We start from the raw sequence: 14701 nt of genomic DNA on the forward strand, positions 1-14701 counted from the left end.
CGGGCCGACGCGCTTGACCCCTTCATCGAGCACTACAACACTGAACGAATCCACTCAAGCCACGGGCTCACGCCCGCGGCCCGAGTGTCACCAACGTCATGACCCAGTACAGCTAGCGCACGCGAGTGGATCCGGCACTTCGGCTACTGTGTCGCGGATGGACTGGCGCGAGGACCGGATCGGGTCGGCCCGGAGGGGCGAGAACCCCACGGTCCTCGCGGAGCTGGGCGCGGGATGGGCCGTCATCGGCGACGTGCAGTTCCTCCCCGGCTACTGCGTGCTGCTCGGGACGGACCCCACCGCGACCGCCTTCGCGGAGATGCCGAGGGCCGAGCGGGTCCGGTTCCTCGCCGACGCCGATCTCCTCGCCACAGCCGTCGAGCGGGCCTGCCGCGACCTGGTGCCGGGCTTCCGGCGCGTCAACATCGAGGTGCTGGGCAACGCCGACGCCTTCGTCCACGCGCACGTCTGGCCTCGGTACGCGTGGGAGCCGCCCGAGCTCGTCGCGCGACCCGTCTGGCTGCACGCTGCCGAGCGGTGGCGGGATCCCGCGACAGCGCTCGGCGACGGGCACGCCGAACTCCGCGCGAGGATCCGCGCCGAGCTGCATGTCCTCGCCCGGGACGAGGCGGTCGAGGTCAGGGCGCGGTGACGAACCCGTGGTCGACCATGAACTGGAAGGCCACGTCCGCGGGCTCCTCGCCCTGGTCGTCGACCCGGAGGTTCATCTCGCGGAGGGCGTCGTCGGTGATGACGGGGGAGATCCGGTCGAAGACGTCCTGGAGCCCCGGGTACTCGGCGAGGGTCGCCGAGTCGAGCACGGGCGCGAGGTTGTAGGCCGGGAAGAAGCCGAGGTCGTCCTGGAGGATCGTGAGGCCGAGCTTGTCGATGCGGCCGTCGGTCGTGAAGACCTCGCCGAACTCGCACGTGCCGCGGTCCGTGGCCGTGTAGACCGCGCCCGTGTCGAAGATCGAGACGTTGCCGTCGGGCACGCCGTCGGCGGATCCGCGCGGGATGCCGTACGTCTCCAGCAGCGGAGACAGCCCGTCGGAGCGCGAGTTGAACTCCGCCTCCACGCAGAACGTGCGCTCGTCGACGGGGAGATCCTTGATCTGCGACAGCTTCGTGATGCCGAGCCGGTCGGCCTCCTCGCTCCGGATGGCGAGCGCGTAGGTGTTGTTGAGCGGCGCCGGGGTCAGCCAGGTGAGCCCGTTGGCCGCGTCGGCGTCGCGGACCGCCTCGTACTGGGCGCGCTGGTCCGGGATGCCCTTCGGCTCGCCGAGGTAGCTGAGCCACGCGGTGCCCGTGTATTCCCACGTCATGTCGGCGCCGTGGCTCGTCATGAGCTCGCGGGCCGGCACGCTGCCCGGCACGTTCGTCTGGTCGGTGACGTCGAAGCCGGCCGCCTTCGCCGCGATCACGGCGATCTTGCCCAGGATCAGCTGCTCGGTGAAGTTCTTCGACGTGACGGTGAGGTGCGCGCCGGCCGGCAGGTCGAGCGGCTGGATGGAGCCGGGCGCGGTGTCGGGGACGTAGGCCGTCGCGGGCTGCAGGCCGCAGCCGGTGAGCGTGGCGAGGGCCGCGGCCACGAGCGCGGGCACGCCGAGCGCGCGACGCAGGCGGGCGGAGCGGGGGAGGGGCGACACGGTCAGAGTCCCTTCGGGCGGGCGACGTGCTCGACGACGCGGCCGAGCCAGTCGATGGCGAGCGCGAGGAGCGCGATGAGCAGGGCACCCGAGACGAGCACGGGGTAGAGGTAGAGGTTGACGCCCGTGGTGATGAGGATCCCGAGCCCGCCGCCGTTGACGAACGCGGCGAGCGCCGCGGTTCCCACCAGCAGCACGAGGGCGGTGCGGATCCCGGCGAGCATGACGGGGACGGCGAGCGGCAGCTCGATGCGGAACAGCACCGCGGCCCGGCTCATGCCCATGCCCCGGCCGGCCTCGACGAGGCGCTCGTCGACGCCGCGGATGCCGAGGATCGTGTTCCCGAGCACGGGCAACGCCGCGTAGACGACGAGCGCGACCAGGCTCGCGACGAAGCCGTTCGGCACGAGCATCGCCAGCAGCACCACGAGGCCGATCGCCGGGGCGGCCGTGCCGAAGTTCGCCACGGCGAGCACGGGCGGGGAGAAGCGCCGCAGGCGACCACGGGTCATCAGGACGCCGAGCGGGATCGCGATCACGAGCACGATCGCCGCGGCCGAGAACGTGAGCGCGAGGTGCTCGAGCGTCGACTTCCCGAGCGCGGCGGGCGCGAGCGTGGTGCGCTCGACGGCGGTGAGCGGCGCCACGGCGAGCCAGACGAGGTACGCCCCGAGCACCGCGGCGATCGCGACGGGCTGCGCGATGAGCCCGCGCCAGCCCTGCGCGCCGCCGACGGCGTCGGTGCGGGCGTCGGTCACGGCGCTCATCCGGCCTGCCCGTCACGCGCGGCGGGCGACTCGGGGGCGACGGATCCTGCCGACTGCTCGGCCCGGGCCGCGTCGGCGCCCACCGTGCCGATCGTGCCCGTGTTCGTGCCGACGGGTGCACCGTCGACGCCGCCGGCCGCGGACGCCCGGGCGCTCGTGATGGCGTCCATGACGGTCTCGACGTCGATCACGCCGAGGAAGGCCCCGCCGCGGCCGGTGACGAGCGCGGCGCCCGCGCTCGAGACGAGCATCGTGTCGAGCGCGTCGTTGAGGGTCGCGCGGGCGCCGATCACCGGCAGCCGCGGCTCCGGGACGGCGCCGATCACGTCGATCCGGCCGAGCTGGCGGCGCGACGGCCACTGGATCGGCCGTTCGCGGGCGTCGACGACCACCGCGTGCTGGTGCCCGACCTCGTCCATGCGGGCGAGCACGTCGCGCGCCTGGTCGCCCGGGTACGCGATGACCGCGTCGGCGAGCGGCACCTCGTCCACGCGGCGGAGCGTGAGCTGCTTGAGGCCGGCGCCCGAGCCGATGAACTCCTCGACGAACGCGTCGGCTGGCTCGGCGAGGATCCGCTCGGGGGTGTCGTACTGCACGATGCGCGCGCCCTCGGCGAAGACGACGATCCAGTCGCCGAGCTTCACGGCCTCGTCGAAGTCGTGCGTGACGATGACGATGGTCTTCTGCAGCTCGGCCTGGATTCGGATGAGCTCGTCCTGCAGGCGCTGCCGCGTGATGGGGTCCACGGCGCCGAACGGCTCGTCCATGAGGAGCACGGGAGGGTCGGCCGCGAGCGCCCGGGCGACGCCGACGCGCTGCTGCTGTCCGCCGGAGAGCTCCTTCGGGTACCGGTCGCGGTACTGCTCGGGGTCGAGCGACACCAGCTCGAGCAGCTCGTCCACGCGGGCGCGAATGCGGGCGGCCTCCCAGCCGAGCATCTTCGGCACCACCGCGATGTTCGCGGCCACGGTCATGTGCGGGAAGAGCCCGCCGGCCTGGATCACGTAGCCGATGCGCCGCCGCAGCTCGTCGCCGTCGATGCCCGTCACGTCCTCGTCGCCGAGGACGACGCGGCCCTCCGTGGGCTCGATGAGGCGGTTGATCATCTTGAGCGTCGTCGTCTTGCCGCAGCCGGACGGGCCAACGAGCATGACGATCTTGCCGGCGGGGATCTCCAGCGTGATGCCGTCGACGGCGGGCTTCGCCTGTCCCGGGTACCGCTTGGTGACGCCGTCGAGCAGGATCGAGCGGCCGCTGATCTCGGGGGTGGTGGTGGTCTCAGACACGGATGCCTCTCGGAGTGGTGAGCCGACCGATGCCGACGAGGACGAGGTCGAGCAGGAGGGCGAGCAGGACGACGCCGATGACGCCGGTGAGGACGGACTCGGTCGAGTTCGCGCCGCCGAGGCGGGAGAGCCCGGAGAAGATGAAGCCGCCGAGACCGGGGCCGAGCACGTAGGCGGCCACGGCGGCGATGCCCATGACCATCTGGGCGGACACGCGGATCCCGCCGAGGATGACGGGCCACGCGAGCGGGAGCTCGACGCGCAGCAGCGTGCGGACGCGGCCCATGCCGATGCCGCGCGCGGACTCCACGATCGAGGGGTCGATCCCCGTGAGCCCGACCACCGCGTTCCGCAGGATGGGCAGGACGGCGAAGAACGTGACGACCGCGATGGCCGGCGCGACGCCGAAGCCGAGCGGCGCGATGAGCAGCCCCACGAGGGCGAAGGCGGGCAGCGTCAGCCCGATCGCCGAGACGCTGTTGGCCAGCGAGCTGAGCGGGCGGCTGCGGTAGACGAGCGCCGCGATCCCCACGGCGATCACCGTCGCGAGCACCAGGCACTGCACGACGAGGCTGAGGTGCTGCCACGCGGAGAACGCGATCTGGTCGGCGCGGGAGGACAGGAAGTCCCACATGTCGGTCTCCTCAGGATGGGTCGGTCACCGGGAGGGGCATCGGCAGTGGCCCACCCTACGCAGGCGACCCGGATGCGCGAAGTTCGCCATCGCCCGCACGTCGGTGGTATCACGCGCGCGCCGCGGGCGGGCGCGCGCGCTGTCGTCGCGGTGCCGGTCGTCTCGGAGGCGCGCTCGGGCGTCGCCCAGGCGCGCTCGCCTACGCTCGTGACCCTGGGAGCCGCCCGACCGGTTCCCGCGAGGAGCCACCGATGCCCGTCCCGTCGCGCGATGCCGACGCGTACGCCGTGCTCGGCGTCGAGCCGTCCGCATCGCAGGACGAGATCCGCCGGGCGTACCGCCGCCGCGTGCGCGACGCCCACCCCGACATGGGCGGCAGCGCCGACGAGTTCCAGGCCGTGCGCGACGCGTTCGAGGCGGTGGGGGATCCCGAGAGCCGCGCCCGCTACGAGCGCACGCTCCGCGAGGCCCCGGCCCCCGAGGATCCCGTCGGCCGCGCCCACCCCGCATCGCCCGGCTCGAGCTCGACGGGCGACGCCTGGGATCCGGCGTCCCGACGCGGTCGTCCCGGTGCCCCGCGCGAGCGTCCCGCCGCGCGCACCCGCAGCTTCGGACACCCCGGCGGGTTCGCTCGCCTCCGCTACCTGTCCCTCGTGCGCGAGTGGCTGGCGGATCCCGAGGAGCCGTCGGTGCCCGCTGCGCCCGTCCCGCCTCGCGGCGGCCGCGCGCTGTCCGACCGGCCTGAGCCCTACGTCCGGCGCGCCCGCGCCATCGCGCCGCCCGTGGTCGCCGTCCTGCTGGCTCTCGTCATCCTCGTCTCCGGGCTCGGCGCGCTGGCCGCCGCGGTCGGCCTCGTCGGGGGCGCGGCCGCGGGCCTCGTCGCCGCGGGCCCGCTCGGACGCGCCTGGTTCCGCGCGGAGGAGCCGCGTCGGCACGCGGCGGAGCAGCTGCAGACGGACGTGCTCGCGCACGAGCGGGCCGTCCGCGCCTACCCCGACCTCATGGCCGCCTACAGCGCGCGCCTCGCCCGCCTCGAGGGGCTGCGCCGGCGCTTTGAGGCCGACGCCTACGCGCCGGACCTCGTCGCCGAGGTGCCGCCGGCGGCCTCCGAGGCGCTGCGGGCGGCCGTCGCGCAGGAGGAGACGGCGCGCGAGCTGATGGAGCTCGGGCCGTCGTACGCGTTCTGGAACGGCGTCGCCGTGCCGCGCTCGGGCGACGCCATAGACCACCTCGTGCTCGGGCCGCAGGGGCTCGTCGCGGTCGAGTCGGTGCCGGGTGGGTCCGCCGCCGCCACCGACCCGTCGGCCCGCGACGCCGTGCTCCGGGGACTCGACGGCCGGGCCCGGGCTCTCGCCCGGGAGATGGACGTGCCCGTGGTCGGCCTCGTGCTGTCGCTGCCGTCCGGGGTCCTCGGTGCCGCGCCCGTCGTCCTGCACGCGGCCGACGACCCGCACGCGCTCCCGGCCTACGCGGTCGCCCGCACGCTGCTCGCCGACCACGTCGCCGCCGGACTGCCCGGACTCCGCGCCATGGACGCCGAGCGCCTGCTCGCCGTGCGCACGCGGCTGGTGCTCGACGCGCGCTTCGTCTGAGGCCGCGTGCCGGATGCCGCCGGTCGGCGGCGGCGGGGCTCAGCGGGGGAGCGGCACGTCCAGCTCGCCCGCGCGCACCATCCACTCGACCGCCTCGCGCGCGGCCTCCTCGCTCGTGTACCGCGGCACGTAGCCGAGCACGTCGCGGGCCTTGTCGATGCTCGCGACGTGGCTGCGGCTGAGGTGCTGCCAGCTGGCGTCGGCGTGATCCGGCTCGGTCCGGGCGCGGAAGCCGTCCCAGTCGAGGTGCTCCAGCTCGGGCTCGCGGCCGAACCACGCGGCCGCCGCCCGGGCGAATCCGCGCACCGAGAGCGCGCGATCCGAGACGGCGTGGAAGCTCTCGCCGACGCTCGTCTCGCGGTTCGCGATGGCGAGCTGCACGACCTGCGCGACGTCGTCGGCGTGCACGTGGTGCATGGTCTCGCTGCCCGATCCCGGCACGGCGAGCGGGTCCCCGGCGGCGAGCGCGGTCCAGACGGCGGGGTCGAGGTTGCCCACGGGGGTAATTACGGGCCAGCCGCCGCCGCTGATGTGGCCGGGGTGGACGACCGTGCACTGCAGGCCGCCTCCCCTGGACTCCGCGATCAGGTAGCGCTCGATCTCCGCCTTCTGCACGCCGTACTCGCCGAACGGCTCCTTCGGGTCGTCCTCGCGCAGGGGGAGGGCGGTGCTGAGGCCGTGGGTCCAGATGCTGCCGATGTGCACGAGGTGGCGCACGCGGCCGCGCAGCCCCTCGACGAGGTGGCGTGCTGACGCCGGGGTGAAGCAGACGAGGTCGACGACGACCTCGGGGGCCAACGCGGCTATCCTGTCGGCGAACGTGCCCGCCGCGTCCTCTGCGTCGCGGTCGACGCGCACGCGCTCGACGCGGTCCCAGAGCGGCGACTGCCGGTACGGCTCGCGCGTGCCCCGGCTGACGGCCACGACGTCGTGCCCGGAGTCGACGAGTCGGGGGACGAGGAAGGTCCCGATGTGGCCGGTGGCTCCGATGACGACGACGCGCATCCCGTCACCCTAGCGCCGCGTCGGACGCCCGACCGGCCCGGGGATCAGATCCAGCCGCGCTTCCGGAACGCCGCGTAGAGGATGACGCCCATCAGCACCATGAGGCCGAGCGCGAGCGGATATCCGTAGGTCCACTTCAGCTCCGGCATGTTCACGAAGTTCATGCCGTAGATCGTGCCGACGAGCGTGGGCGCGAAGAGGATCGCGGCCCAGGAGGAGATCCGCTTCACCTGGTCGTTCTGGGCGAGGCTCGTCTCGGTGAGCTTCTTCATCTCGTCGTTCTGGCGCTGGCCGACGAGCGTCGTGTGCACGGTGAGCGCGTTCTGCAGCAGGGTCCGGAACGCGTCCGCGCGCTCGGCGACCCGGATGACGTGGTCGTGCACGTCGCGGTAGCCGCGGCGGAGCTCGAGGTCGACGTCGTGCTCCTCGGCGCGCTGGCGGAGGTCGTCGAGGATGGAGCCGAGCGGCGCGGTCGCCCGCTGGAACGCGGTGACCTCGCGCATCAGCGCGTAGATGCGGCGGGAGACGTCGGGGTCGGCGCCGAAGATCTGGTCCTCGACCTCGTCGACGTCGTCCTCGAGGCCCGACGCGACGGGGCCGTACTCGTCGACGACCTGGTCGAGGATCGCGTACATGACGGCGCGCGGTCCGAGCGCGAGGAGCTCGCGGTCCTCCTGTAGCCGATGGCGGACCGCGGAGAGGTCGGGCGACTCCGCGTGCCGGATGGTGACCACGAAGTCGGGCCCGACGAACACGTGCAGCTCCCCGAACTCGACGCGCTCGTCGGCGTCGAGGTAGCGCGCGGGGCGCAGCACCACGAACCAGGTGTCGCCGTAGCGCTCCATCTTCGAGCGCTGGTGCCCGCTGAGCGCGTCCTCGACGGCGAGCGGGTGCAGGCCGAACTCGTCGGCGACGCGGTGCAGCTCCTCGGGGTCCGGCCGGTACAGGCCGATCCACGCGAGGCCCTGGCGCGCGCGCATGACCTCGAACGTCTCGTCGAGACTCTCGGGATCCGCGGTGCGGACACCGTCCACGTACACGGCACTGTCGACGACGGTCATCGGATCTCGCTCTCGGGTCGGGGGACCCGCATGGGCCGAGTGCGACTGTAGCCGGGTGCCGACCGAAGGAGCAGGGAACGAGGAAGAGCCGGCCGGATCCTCGTGGATCCGACCGGCTCTCGTGTGTGTCCGAAGGGGGACTTGAACCCCCACGCCCTAATACGGGCACTAGCACCTCAAGCTAGCGCGTCTACCAATTCCGCCATCCGGACAGGATGTGCGGCCCGCCGTCTCCGGCTGCCGAGAGACGACATTAGCACGGCCCGGGAGGCTCCCCGACCACCCGGCGGCAGGACGCCGCGTCCGGCCTCGATAGCGTGGACCCATGACCGACACGCTCCCCGACGACCTCGACGCCACCGCCCGCGTCGCCCGCGACCTCATCCGGTTCGACACGACCAACCACGGCGAGGGCCGGTCGGAGGGGGAGACGGAGGCCGCCGAGTACGTCGAGCAGCACCTCAAGGATCTGGGGCTCACGCCCGAGCTCATCGACGCCGCGCCCGGCCGCACGAGCGTCCTCGCCCGCATCCCGGGGCGCAACCGCGACAAGCCCGCGCTCGTCGTCCACGGCCACCTCGACGTCGTGCCCGCCGACCCGGCCAACTGGACGGTCGACCCGTTCGCCGGCGTGATCAAGGACGGCATGCTCTGGGGCCGCGGCGCCGTCGACATGAAGAACATGGACGCGATGATGATCACCGCGCTGCAGGAGATCATCACCTCGGGCCGCGCCCCCGAGCGCGACCTGATCATGGGCTTCTTCTCCGACGAGGAGGCGGGTGGCGTGCTCGGCTCCGCGTACGTCGTCGAGAACCGGCCCGAGTGGTTCGCCGGCGCGACCGAGGCCATCAGCGAGGTCGGCGGCTACTCCATCGACCTGGCCGGGAAGCGCGCGTACCTGCTGCAGACGGGCGAGAAGGCCCTCGTCTGGATCCGCCTGGTCGCCACCGGCACCGCGGGCCACGGCTCGCAGGTCAACCGCGACAACGCCGTCACGCGCCTGGCCGGTGCGGTCGCCCGGATCGGCATGGAGGAGTGGCCCGTCCACCTCACCGACACGACGCGCCAGCTGCTCGACGAGATCGCCCGCATCGTGGGCGCCGACCCGAAGCAGGTCACGCCGGACGACCTCGCGATCGCCACCGGCACGGCCTCGAAGTTCATCGCCGCGACGCTCCGCACCACCACGAACCCGACGCTCCTGCGCGCCGGCTACAAGCACAACGTGATCCCCGACACGGCCGAGGCGCTCATCGACATCCGCGTCCTGCCGGGCGAGGAGGACGCGGTGCTCGCGCGGGTCCGCGAACTCGCTGGCGAGGGCGTCGAGGTGCGCATCGTGCACCAGGACGTCGGCCTCGAGAACCCCTTCGAGGGGCCGCTCGTGGAGGCCATGGTCGCCACCCTGGGCGCGCACGACCCCGAGGCCGAGGTGCTGCCCTACATGCTCTCCGGCGGCACCGACAACAAGGCGCTGAGCCTGCTCGGGATCACCGGCTACGGCTTCGCGCCGCTCAAGCTCCCGGCGTCCATGGACTTCCCGTCCATGTTCCACGGCGTCGACGAGCGGGTCCCGCTCGACGCACTAGTCTTCGGGAGGCAGGTCCTCCGGGACCTGCTCCTGAACTACTAGATCCGAGCCCCAGGTGGGCCACCCGACACGTGGAGCGCACGCTTGAGCTATCTCGAGGCGATCATCCTGGGCCTCGTCCAGGGCCTGACCGAATTCCTGCCCATCTCCTCGAGCGCGCATCTCCGCATCGCCGGGCTGTTCATGGGCGGCGACCCGGGCGCGACGTTCACCGCCATCACGCAGCTCGGCACCGAGCTCGCGGTCATCGTGTTCTTCCGGAAGCGCATCGGCAAGGTGCTCTCGGCCTGGTTCCGCTCGCTCCGCGGCGGCATGCCGAAGGGCGACCCGGACGTGCGCATGGGCTGGCTCGTCATCATCGGCACGATCCCCATCGGGATCGCCGGATACCTATTCCAGGACACCATCCGCACGACCTTCCGCTCCCTCTGGATCGTCGCGATCGTGCTCATCGTCTTCGGCATTCTGCTCGGCCTCGCCGACCGCTTCAGCCGCAGCGACCGCCTCGAGAAGGACATGACGTACGGGCACGGCGTGAGCATCGGCATCGCGCAGGCCCTGGCGCTCGTCCCCGGCGTCTCCCGCTCGGGCGCCACCACCACGGCCGCCCGCGCGTTCGGCTACTCCCGGCCGGTCGCGGCGGAGTACTCGTTCCTGCTCGCCGTGCCCGCCGTGTTCGGCAGCGGCCTCTACGAGCTGGTGAAGAGCTTCGACGAGACCGGCCAGGCGGGCGCGGGGCAGACCGCGGTCGCGACGCTCATCGCGTTCGTCGTCGGCCTCGCCGTCATCGCCGGCCTCATGCGCTACATCTCCACGCGCACGTTCATGCCCTTCGTGGTCTACCGCGTCGCCCTCGGCGTCGTGCTCCTGGTGCTCCTCGGCACCGGCGCGATCGCGGCCTGATCCCGTGCGCGCCTGGCCACGCCCCGTCGTCCCCGCCGTCGCGGGGGAGCCGCCCGTCCCGTCGGTGTTCGACACGAGCGCCGGATCCGTCCGCCCCGCCGAGTGCACGGGCGACGGCCGCGTGGGCCTGTACGTCTGCGGCATCACGCCATACGACGCCACCCACATCGGCCACGCGTCCACCTACCTCGCGTTCGACACGCTCCAGCGCGTCTGGCTCGACCGCGGCTACGACGTCGCGTACGTGCAGAACGTCACCGACGTCGACGACCCGCTGCTCGAGCGCGCGACGGCCACGGGCGTCGACTGGCGCGACCTCGCCGCCGAGCAGGTCGAGCTGTTCCGCACCGACATGGAGGCGCTGCGGATCCTGCCGCCCGACTCCTACGTGGGCGTCACCGAGGTCGTGGACGAGGTCGCGTCCGCCGTCGCCGAGCTCGTGCGACGCGGCACGGCCTATCCGGTCGCCACGCCCGACGCGGTCGTGGCCGGAGCCCAGGACCTCTACTTCGACGTCGCCCGCGCCGGTGAGGACGGACCCTGGGCACTCGGCGACGAGAGCGGCTACGACCTCGACACCATGGCCGCGCTGTCCGCCGAGCGCGGCGGCGACCCGGAGCGGCCCGGCAAGCGCGACCCGCTGGATCCGCTGCTCTGGCGGGCCGAGCGCGCGGGCGAGCCCGCATGGGACAGCGTGGTCGGCCGAGGCCGGCCCGGCTGGCACATCGAGTGCGCCGTCATCGCGCTGCGGAAGCTCGACCGTCCGGTCACCGTGCAGGGCGGCGGATCCGACCTGATCTTCCCGCACCACGAGATGTCGGCCGGCCACGCGGCAGCCCTCACGGGCGAGGACTTCGCGTGCGTCTACGCGCACAGCGGCATGGTCGCCTACCAGGGCGAGAAGATGAGCAAGTCGCTCGGCAACCTCGTGCTCGTGTCGCGCTTGCGGGCCGCGGGCGTGGATCCTCGGGCCATCCGCCTCGCGCTCCTCGCGCAGCACTACCGCGCGGACTGGGAATGGACCGACGAGCTCCTCGCGGAGTCCGTGGCGCGCCTCGCCGCGTGGGACGCGTGGGCAGCTGCCGCGGACGCGTCGGCGACGGCGGGCGCCGACGCGGGGGAGCCCGGCGAGCTCGTGCAGCTCGTCCGCGAGCGCCTCTCCGAGGACCTCGACACGCCGGGCGCGATCCTGCTGCTCGACCTCCGCGTCGCCACGGGCGTCCCCGCGACGCCCGTCGAGCTGGCCGCGGTGGACGCGCTCCTCGGTGTGCGGCTCGGGAGCCCGGCGGCCTGACCCGCGGCACCGCAGGTCATCCGGCCCCTCGGCGCCTCGGCCCTTGGGCCCCTCGGCCCCACCGGTCCTTCGGCGCCTACTGGTCCTTCGGCGCCTACTGGTCCTTCGGGTCCTTGGGGTCCTTCGGCCGCCACGGCTCCTCGGGCCGCTCGTCGCCGCGTCCGCGCGGCCCGTCGCCCCGGCGGAGGTACTTCTCGAACTCCTGCGCGATCGCCTCGCCGCTCGCCTCGGGGGAGTCGACCGTGTCGCGCGCCTGCTCGAGCTGCTGGATGTAGGAGGCCATGTCCTCGTCCTCGCCGGCGAGCTGGTCGATGCCCGCCTCCCACGTCGCGGCCTCCTGGATGAGCTCGCCACGCGGGATCACCACGTCGACCATCTCCTCGAGCTTGTCGATGAGCGCGAGCGTGGCCTTCGGCGACGGCGCGCTGTGCACGTAGTGCGGAACGGAGGCCCAGAGCGAGACGGTGGGCATGCCCATCTCCTCGGCGCGCTGGGCGATGATGCTGAGGATCCCGACGGGCCCCTCGTACGTGCTCCGCTCGATGCCGAGCTCGGCCCGCACGGCCGCGTTCTCGCTCGTGGAGTAGACGGAGATGGGGCGCGTGTGCGGCACGTCCGCGAGCAGCGCGCCGAGCAGCACGACGCCCTCGACGCCGGCGGCGCGCGCGGCGTCCAGCACCTCGGTCGTGAACGCCGTCCAGTGCCGGGAGGGCTCGACGCCCAGGAGGAGGTGGATGCTGCCGCCGTTGTCGCCGCTCACGCCCAGCTGCGCGTCGGCGGCCAGGTCCTGGGCGGGCCGACGCGGGTCCTTCGGGCCGTAGAGCGTGGCGCCCGGCCACTCGAGCTCGCGGGTGCCGTCCTCCGCGAAGCCGATGGTGGGGCGGTTGAACTGGAAGTCGAAGTAGTCCTCGGGGTCCACCGACGACACAGCCTCGAGGTCGAGCAGCTCCTTCAGCGCCCGGACCGCTCCGCTGGCGGCCTCGCCCGCGTCGTTCCAGCCCTCGAAGGCGACGACCAGCAGCCGTCCGCTCACGAACCTCTCGGCATCCGCCACGTGACTCCCGTTCCGTCTCGCCCTCCGGCCGCCCGGCCGGCGGTCATCGTACGATCCTAGGACGCAGCGCCTCGCCGGTAGACTCGCTCCCCGTGATCAGCAACAGACCCGCGGCCGTCCTCTGGGACATGGACGGCACCATCGTGGACACGGAGCCCTACTGGATGGTGGCGGAGGAGGCCCTGGTCGGCTCCTTCGGCGGCACGTGGACCCACGAGGACGGGCTCCGACTCGTCGGCAACGGGCTGGACGACTCGGCGCGGATCCTCCAGAAGGCGGGCGTCGACCTGCCCGCCGCGGAGATCATCGACCGGCTGAGCGACCGCGTGATGGAGCAGATCCTCGTCGAGGTGCCGTGGCGCCCGGGCGCGCGGGAGCTCCTCCGGGAGATCCGCGAGGCCGGCATCCCCACCGCGCTCGTCACCATGAGCATCGGCCGGATGGCGCGCCAGGTCGCCGACGCCGTGCCCTTCGACGCGTTCGACCACGTGGTCGCCGGCGACGACGTGGCCCGCAGCAAGCCGCACCCCGAGGCCTACCTCACCGCCGCCGGGCTCCTCGGCGTCGACATCCGCGACTGCGTCGCCATCGAGGACTCGGTGCCGGGCGTCGCCTCCGCCACCGCGTCGGGCGCGACCGTCGTCGCCGTCCCGCACCACGTGCCGCTGCCCGCGGACGACGCCTACGTGCTCTGGGACACGCTCGCCGGCCGCACGCTCGCCGACGTCGAAGCCGCCCACGCCGACCGCCGCGGCACCGCGGCCCCGATCCGCGACGAGGTGCGCGCATGACCGTCGACACCGCTGCCGCGCGCTTCAGCGGGCCCTTCCGCGCGGGCGACCGCGTGCAGCTCACGGGCCCCAAGGGCCGCCTCAACACGATCCTGCTCGAGCCCGGCAAGGTGTTCCACACGCACCGCGGAATGATCGACCACGACGACCTCATCGGCCTGCCCGACGGCAGCGTCGTGAAGAACAGCGCGGGCATCGAGTGCCTCGCGCTCCGGCCGCTGCTGTCCGACGTCGTCATGTCGATGCCCCGCGGGGCCGCCATCATCTACCCGAAGGACGCCGCCCAGATCCTCGGCCTCGCCGACGTGTTCCCCGGAGCGACCGTCGTGGAGGCGGGTGTCGGATCCGGCGCCCTGTCGATGTGGCTGCTGCGCGCCCTGGGTCCCACCGGCACGCTGCTCTCCTTCGAGCGCCGCGAGGAGTTCGCGGACGTGGCCCGCGGCAACGTCTCGAGCTACTTCGGCCACAGCCCGGAGAACTGGTCCATCACCCTCGGCGACCTGGCGGAGGCCCTGCCGACCGTCACCGAGCCGCACTCGGTCGACCGGGTGATCCTCGACATGCTCGCACCGTGGGAGTGCGTCGACGCGGTGGCCGAGGCGCTCACGCCCGGCGGCGTCCTGCTCTGCTACGTCGCCACCGTCACGCAGCTGTCGCGCGTCGCGGAGGCGCTCCGCGACTCGGGGCTCTTCACGAACCCCGACGCGAGCGAGACCATGATCCGCGGCTGGCACGTGGAGGGGCTCGCCGTCCGTCCCGAGCACCGCATGATCGGGCACACGGGCTTCCTCATCACCGCCCGCCGCCTGGCCCCGGGATCCGTCCTGCCGCAGCTCAAGCGCCGCGCGTCGAAGTCCGACTTCAGCGACGAGGACATGGAGGCCTGGACCCCCGGATCGCTCGGCGAGCGCCGGGTGAGCGACAAGGTCCTGCGCAAGCGCGTTCGCATCGCGGAGCACGGCGCCGAGCTCGCGGGCGCCCGTGACGCGGCGGAGTCGGGCGACGGTGCCGTCCCCGACGACGCGACCGCTGCGCCGGAGCCGGGCGACCCCACCGCCTAGGATGACAAGGCCG

14 protein-coding genes, 1 tRNA gene and 1 pseudogene are annotated in these 14701 nt (G+C 73.1%); 8 read left to right on the top strand and 8 right to left on the bottom strand.

The window, feature by feature from the left end:
• Both HDR73_RS12445 and HDR73_RS12450 read left to right on the top strand, forming a co-directional pair.
• Positions 1-102: pseudogene (locus HDR73_RS12445) on the top strand (IS481 family transposase); the annotation flags it as partial.
• Between the two features lie 55 nt (positions 103-157).
• Entirely contained in the window at positions 158-652 is a 495-nt protein-coding gene (locus HDR73_RS12450) for an HIT family protein (protein ID WP_041464541.1), read from the top strand.
• Here the strand turns inward: HDR73_RS12450 and HDR73_RS12455 are convergent.
• Genes HDR73_RS12455 through HDR73_RS12470 form a run of 4 tightly spaced genes read right to left on the bottom strand, consistent with a single transcriptional unit; the run spans position 639 to position 4333 of the window.
• Positions 639-1646, bottom strand: a complete 1008-nt coding sequence (locus HDR73_RS12455; RefSeq protein WP_012299022.1) for a glycine betaine ABC transporter substrate-binding protein — start codon at positions 1644-1646, stop codon at positions 639-641. The genes HDR73_RS12450 and HDR73_RS12455 overlap by 14 nt on opposite strands.
• Positions 1647-1648: 2 nt before the next feature.
• Positions 1649-2413: an ABC transporter permease gene (locus tag HDR73_RS12460; protein WP_041464542.1), complete on the bottom strand. Its 765-nt coding sequence runs from the start codon at positions 2411-2413 to the stop codon at positions 1649-1651.
• Complete coding sequence (locus tag HDR73_RS12465; protein ID WP_041464543.1) at positions 2410-3699, bottom strand: ABC transporter ATP-binding protein; 1290 nt, start codon at positions 3697-3699, stop codon at positions 2410-2412. The genes HDR73_RS12460 and HDR73_RS12465 overlap by 4 nt, the downstream gene beginning before the upstream one ends.
• Positions 3692-4333, bottom strand: coding sequence for an ABC transporter permease (locus HDR73_RS12470; RefSeq protein WP_012299025.1), 642 nt, complete (start codon positions 4331-4333; stop codon positions 3692-3694). Before HDR73_RS12470 ends, HDR73_RS12465 begins: the two co-directional genes overlap by 8 nt.
• Before the next feature lie 251 nt (positions 4334-4584).
• On the opposite strand from HDR73_RS12470, the gene HDR73_RS12475 reads away from it, so the two are divergent.
• A complete protein-coding gene (locus HDR73_RS12475) occupies positions 4585-5925 on the top strand; it encodes a J domain-containing protein (RefSeq protein WP_012299026.1) in 1341 nt (446 codons plus the stop codon).
• Between the two features lie 39 nt (positions 5926-5964).
• Here the strand turns inward: HDR73_RS12475 and HDR73_RS12480 are convergent, their stop codons facing one another.
• The 3 genes from HDR73_RS12480 to HDR73_RS12490 all read right to left on the bottom strand — a co-directional run bounded on the left by HDR73_RS12480 (position 5965) and on the right by HDR73_RS12490 (position 8203).
• On the bottom strand, positions 5965-6930 hold the full coding sequence (locus HDR73_RS12480) for an NAD-dependent epimerase/dehydratase family protein (protein ID WP_012299027.1): 966 nt from the start codon (positions 6928-6930) through the stop codon (positions 5965-5967).
• 44 nt (positions 6931-6974) lie between these two features.
• Positions 6975-7991 (bottom strand): magnesium and cobalt transport protein CorA, encoded by a 1017-nt coding sequence (locus HDR73_RS12485; protein WP_012299028.1) that lies wholly within the window; start codon positions 7989-7991, stop codon positions 6975-6977.
• 126 nt (positions 7992-8117) lie between these two features.
• Positions 8118-8203 (bottom strand) — tRNA-Leu (locus HDR73_RS12490).
• Positions 8204-8316: 113 nt separating this feature from the next.
• Here HDR73_RS12490 and HDR73_RS12495 point away from each other — a divergent pair.
• The 3 genes from HDR73_RS12495 to mshC are packed head-to-tail and all read left to right on the top strand — an operon-like array spanning position 8317 to position 11782.
• Positions 8317-9627, top strand: a complete 1311-nt coding sequence (locus HDR73_RS12495) for a M20/M25/M40 family metallo-hydrolase (protein ID WP_012299029.1) — start codon at positions 8317-8319, stop codon at positions 9625-9627.
• Between the two features lie 42 nt (positions 9628-9669).
• Positions 9670-10488 carry an undecaprenyl-diphosphate phosphatase gene (locus HDR73_RS12500; RefSeq protein WP_041464544.1) on the top strand — a complete coding sequence of 273 codons (819 nt, stop codon included), beginning with the start codon at positions 9670-9672 and terminating at the stop codon, positions 10486-10488.
• Between the two features lie 4 nt (positions 10489-10492).
• Entirely contained in the window at positions 10493-11782 is a 1290-nt protein-coding gene (gene mshC, locus HDR73_RS12505) for a cysteine--1-D-myo-inosityl 2-amino-2-deoxy-alpha-D-glucopyranoside ligase (protein WP_041464545.1), read from the top strand.
• A 94-nt stretch (positions 11783-11876) separates the two neighbouring features.
• Here mshC and HDR73_RS12510 read toward each other — a convergent pair whose 3' ends face one another.
• The gene (locus HDR73_RS12510; protein ID WP_012299032.1) at positions 11877-12836 is read right to left on the bottom strand and encodes a PAC2 family protein; all 960 of its coding nucleotides are present in this window, start codon (positions 12834-12836) and stop codon (positions 11877-11879) included.
• A gap of 92 nt (positions 12837-12928) precedes the next feature.
• Here HDR73_RS12510 and HDR73_RS12515 point away from each other — a divergent pair, with 92 nt between their 5' ends.
• Positions 12929-13627, top strand: coding sequence for an HAD family hydrolase (locus HDR73_RS12515; protein WP_012299033.1), 699 nt, complete (start codon positions 12929-12931; stop codon positions 13625-13627).
• Positions 13624-14688, top strand: a complete 1065-nt coding sequence (locus HDR73_RS12520; RefSeq protein ID WP_012299034.1) for a tRNA (adenine-N1)-methyltransferase — start codon at positions 13624-13626, stop codon at positions 14686-14688. The genes HDR73_RS12515 and HDR73_RS12520 overlap by 4 nt, the downstream gene beginning before the upstream one ends.
• Positions 14689-14701 lie beyond the last annotated feature (13 nt).

Origin of the sequence: Clavibacter sp. (assembly GCF_014802555.1) — a bacterium.
Classification (GTDB): domain Bacteria; phylum Actinomycetota; class Actinomycetes; order Actinomycetales; family Microbacteriaceae; genus Clavibacter; species Clavibacter sepedonicus.